Here is a 1,499-nt window from a genome sequence, read left to right as displayed (position 1 = left end):
GGAGCCGCTCATAGGGCAGCAGCTCCTTGATCCGGGCATTGAGCGAGGCGATTTCTGCTTTGAGGTCCTCGCATTCCTGCCTCTGCACGTCGAACTGTATCTGTTCGGACGCCTGTTGCAGCGTCAGTTGAGAAAGGTTGGCGTTCACCTTGGAAAGACTCATCTTGTCGCTTTCGCTCTCCTGGGCCAGCGCGGACAGTCTTTCATCGGCGATCTTCTTTTCGGCCAGGGCGTCGTTCAGTTCGCTCTTGAGCCTGGCGATCTCGCCTGCGGCTTCGCTGTTTTCGGTCGAGGTTTGCTCCAGCCGCGATTGCAGGTTCTGGATCTCCGCGCTTAACCCGCGCATTTCCGCCTGGCTGCGAGCCAGCTCGGCTTCCTTGTCGCCTTCCATCATGCGTGCCGCTTCGTTCGTTTCCGACAGCTTCGCCTGTGCGGCCTCGAGCGACTTCTGGAGCCGCATCTCCTCTTTCTCGCTCTTGCCGAGCGCGGCCAGCAGCTCCGCCAGCCGCGCTGCTTCGCTGGCATGGATTGTCGACAGCTCGTCGAGCCTGTGGCGCGCCTGCGATTCCCGCTTCAGCGCCTTGTCGAGTTCGATCGAGAGGTTGACGTGCTTTTCGCGCAGCATCTTGCTTTCGCGCAAGCGCCTGTTGGCCTCGACCGTCCTGGCGGTCAGCCGCTTGGCGATGTCGCCGAACTCCGCTTCGCGTTTGGCGCTCGCATTGGCTGTCTCCACCAGTTCCAGCCTCACCGCGGCCAGTGCCGTACGAAGCGTCTCCCGGTCCTGAATCAGGCTTGTCTCGCGCTGCTGCAGCGCTTCGAAAGCGCCTTCACGCTCGCGCAGTTTTTTCACCGCGTCGTGCAGCTTTTCCGACAGCGCCCTCTGTTCGGCGGCCAGGGCGGCATTGGCAACCTCCAGCTCGTTGGCGCGCAGGATGTCGCTGTGGAGGATGTTGAGGAATTCACGCGTCAGATGGTGTGAGGTGCCGATCTCCGACAGCTTGTCGTTGATCTCCTCCAGATAGTCCCTGGCGTCATGGAAGAGACCCTCGAAGGCGCTCAATGCAGCCAGCCGGGTCTGTGTATGGGCGGTCAGCCGTGGCGCGGTTTCGGAACTGTCCGCATCGCCCGCGGCGTCGGCCAGGCCTGGGGTGGCCCGCCATCGGCTGCCGCCTGGGCATCCGGCACATCGTCGCTCTCTGGCGGCACCAGGTCGTCGGCATCGAGACTTGCATCCAGCGCGTCCGCCAAATCGATCTGCAGGTCCTGGATCGCTTTATCCACGTCTTCAGCACGCTTGATCAGGCCTCTGAAGTTCATCACCAAACTCCCCTTACGCATACCTCGCTTCGAACTTAACAAATTGCTAATATATCCTTACATCCGCTGCTTGCGCAGGGGAAGCCCCGTCGGCACAAAGGTAAATTTGGGACATTTGGGGGGTTGGATGCTGCGAGCGACCAATGCCGCGGCAGGGAAAAGCGTGCAGCGCCGCTGACCCC

General features: G+C 61.6%; 2 protein-coding genes. Both read right to left on the bottom strand.

The annotated features are described in order from the left end of the window. Positions 1–1,060: hypothetical protein (locus EOC06_RS23130; protein WP_245469945.1), on the bottom strand; the 1,060-nt coding region annotated here is incomplete at its 3' end. 29 nt (positions 1,061–1,089) lie between these two features. Next, a complete protein-coding gene (locus EOC06_RS43280; protein WP_245469943.1) occupies positions 1,090–1,317 on the bottom strand; it encodes a hypothetical protein in 228 nt (75 codons plus the stop codon). Positions 1,318–1,499 lie beyond the last annotated feature (182 nt).

Source organism: Mesorhizobium sp. M7A.F.Ca.MR.362.00.0.0, from assembly GCF_004023175.1.
GTDB lineage: Bacteria > Pseudomonadota > Alphaproteobacteria > Rhizobiales > Rhizobiaceae > Mesorhizobium.
The sequence above is the reverse complement of the archived record's forward strand: the minus strand, read 5'-3'. Positions and strand labels throughout refer to the sequence as shown.

Excerpts from the sequence above, each read along its gene's own strand:
- EOC06_RS43280 (WP_245469943.1), bottom strand. The coding sequence starts at position 1,317 with ATGAACTTCAGAGGCCTGATCAAGCGTGCTGAAGACGTGGATAAAGCG.